We start from the raw sequence: 3,341 nt of genomic DNA on the forward strand, positions 1-3,341 counted from the left end.
GGCAAGTTAGCGTTAAACTCGTTGACTTGGTTTAGCTCTACTAAGTACTCGTAGTAGCTACGCGCCCATTGCCATTGCTCGCCTTGTGCGGCAATTTCGGCAAATTTTTCAATATGCTCAACTTTACCCTTTGCTATAAGTTGCGACAGGTCATTTACTATTGGCCCTTGTGCAAGTGTCGGTAAACCCTGCTCATTAAGAACGGGGGCTTCGTTTTCGTCTAGGACGATAAAATCTAAAATTGGGGTTATGTTATTTGTCATTTTTAATCCATCCAAGCGGTTCTACACAGCGAGCTGTAACGACTAAAACAGTATTACCGTTTTCGTCTAGCATTGTTGATTGATTATCTACGATGTGAATTTTGCCGTCATCGCCCCAATCAACTCCGTTGTGTTTAAGTTCTGTCGCTGCGTATTGAACATAGCCTTGCTGGTTTTCGACTACGTTGTAGTTCAGGGCTTTGAATGCAGGGCTTTGAAATTGTGGTGCCACTATAGCTATAGGGGTGTGCTGACTAACGCAACTATTAAATCCTAATAACTTGTTAGTTGTATATCCATCTCCTCCTTGAATGTACGTTAATGAGTGATTACCTTGATCACTGCCCAGAACTGAGCCCGTTAAACTCTTGTTAACTCTCTTGGTTAGTGAATATCCTAAAACCCTACCTGAGGCATCCTTTGCTCTTGAGCTAGCAAATACATAACCTAACCCCCCATAAATTTCAGTATTAATCGAGCTCTTTACTAATGATGCTTTGGTGTTATATGTTAGCAAGCCTATATAACCCGCTGGATAAGCTTGACCCACGGTTTCGTTTTTCTGAATGTCAATCGGCACGGTTCCAACGGTCCAATCCTGTCCATTATTAGAGGTATAAATTCTTTTTTGAGAGGATATTTCAGATGATCTTGGTCGTGATAGAGGAAATTCAGAACTCACCCCATCGGGTATTACTGGGACCCAAAGACCAGCCCAACCATCTTTTAAATCATCACAAAGCAGAATATTAGATGGATCTCCAATAATGTCCGTGTGAAGGAAGTCACCCGAAACCGAAGGAAGAATTTTTGCCTCATGGACCAAATAAATAACGTTAGAATTTGCGCCTGACACTTCAGGAAACGCACCTTTTAAAGAAGTAACATCCGTGAGTTTACATCTAGCAGTAGATGCATCGATGGTATAGATATTATTCATTTTAAAAACAATATCTTTGGTCTTATCAATAACTATAAGATTATCACCAACACGTATTTTTAGTGTGTTACCTGCAAGATATACGATCAAATCACCAGAGTAATTTATCCATTTTGTTAATTTATTACTATGACTAGAACCTAACCAATAGTCAGTATCTATAACTTTACTTTTTATAGCTTTTTCACGACCACGATATTCTGCTGATTTTATGGCCGCATCCTTTGCTGTAAAATCGTCGGGACTCAAACCATAAGCGCTATAACGCATATCACGACATACACCACCTGCGCCGCTGGCATAGATTGCATCGTAGAAACGTCCATCTGGAGCGCCACTTTTAGCGCTTGCAATAGAGCCAGAACTAGCCAGTAATTTAGCTACATCAAAACAATCTGATTTTGATGTAAATATTTGTGTTGTTTCATGCCACTCTTTATTATCACTTGCTTTAGCTGTACCGGAATTATTGAATGATTCGTGATATAAACCCGTGTTTCGGCGGCTTACAGTGCCACAAACCAGAAAATAGCACTCTCCATTTATGGCCGTGTTTGTACTTGATGAAACTACAGTATATACACCTAATTGCGGATCATCGTTAAGCGTAGTAGTAAATCCTCTGTATGAATTTTGTCTAGTACTTACTGATACATAGGGCGCTCTATAATCTGCAATACCCTGTGCCGCCACAACCACAGTCTCTAGTTGTGGGGCAATATCCTTATCAATGTTTGAGTCCAGCGTTAACCAATCCCCATTACCAGTACCAGCAAAGCTTCGTCCCCGAATACTCATTTGATAAAATTTACCGGTTGCATCATCAAAATAGATTTTGTTATCAGCGTCACTTGCTATTGCAATGCGCTGTGATTCTGTTGCAGTTTGCCAGTTTACGCCTTTACCTCGGCTAGTTGTATCGCCCTCGTACCAAGCGAAATACGTGATTGGGCGTACATTATCATCAACGGTTGGAACACCATTAATACTCGTTGCTAAACTTTGAATTAAGCCATGCTTATAAACAAACGGGTCAGCAGCATTAATTTCACGTAAGAAAGCTTCAAAACCCCACATATCAACACGATTAGTGACTACTTTGTTAGTAGCAGTTTCACTTGCGAACGCGATAGCTGCTGTCGCGTGTGTGACTGATACACCCGTTGCACTATCACATGTGCGGGTACCATCCTCCACAGGTGGTAGTTTTACCGTGGTTAACCTTGAAGTTTCAGCGTAATCATCTGCGAGAGACTCTAAATTTGTTATAACACCCGCAATATTTAAAATTGCTGAGTCTGTTTTTGATGAACCTCCAACACTAGATGCCTGGGAACTTCGTCCCATCCAGAACCTGTTTTTGTTAGGCTCATCCCAGAAGCTAGAAAAACAGGTAATACCTTCTTTTATAAATTCTGCGGAATTTACATAGTGCTTACCCAAATGCACAAACCCGCTGGCAGCGTATTTTTCATTATTCGCTGCGCGGCGAGCTTCAAACTCGACTTTTCGCATGGCCCACGGAAAGGGGTGGTACGCATCCATTTGTGCTTCGTTATCTGCTTCAATTTGCTTAAGCGTTTTAACCGTTGTTGTAGTTCCGTCTTGATTAGTGAACGTGACTGTGCCTGTTTTTGTTTGCCAATCTTGCATGGCCACAAAGTTGTCATTGACGTTTTTATTGGCGTTGTTAATGGCATCCACGGCGGCTCTAAAATCGCCGGTTGTGGGTATTACAACAGCGGGTTGGCTCGACTGGCTACTGTTAGCCCAGTTTTTAACAAGCTCTATGTACTGCTGGCTGGCTGCGCCAACATAGCCGCGATTTATCTCAACTAAAAAGCCAACTAAGAATAAAAAGTCACCCTGTCTAATGTTAGCGATACTTTCACCGCTGTTGATTGTGACCACTTTAGAGCCGTTGGTCACGCTTGCTTGACTGGCTGTAAATGCTGCCATTGTTTAGTCCTCGTTATTAATTAATTTAGTTGCTACCCGTTACAACAATAGATACAGAGCGTGAGCCAGCTATTGGCACCCCGTCTTCGGTGTACGGAAATGCAACAGTATTAGCCACAGCCCTAAGCTGTAATGACTGTCCAGCACTGACTGCTAGATTTGTATTTGCAGATACTCCA

The 3,341-nt window shown here is 41.9% G+C and carries 1 protein-coding gene and 1 pseudogene; both read right to left on the reverse strand.

What is annotated here, in order from left to right:
• Positions 1-263 (reverse strand): annotated as a pseudogene (locus tag H5187_RS22895) (hypothetical protein); the annotation flags it as partial.
• Positions 253-3,162, reverse strand: coding sequence for a hypothetical protein (locus H5187_RS22900; protein WP_182798412.1), 2,910 nt, complete (start codon positions 3,160-3,162; stop codon positions 253-255). The gene H5187_RS22900 and the pseudogene H5187_RS22895, both read right to left, overlap by 11 nt.
• Positions 3,163-3,341: the final 179 nt, after the last annotated feature.

Origin of the sequence: Pseudoalteromonas sp. SG44-1 (assembly GCF_014164315.1) — a bacterium.
GTDB classification, from domain to species: Bacteria; Pseudomonadota; Gammaproteobacteria; order Enterobacterales; family Alteromonadaceae; genus Pseudoalteromonas; species Pseudoalteromonas rhizosphaerae.

Excerpts from the sequence above, each read along its gene's own strand:
- H5187_RS22900 (WP_182798412.1), bottom strand. The coding sequence starts at position 3,162 with ATGGCAGCATTTACAGCCAGTCAAGCAAGCGTGACCAACGGCTCTAAA.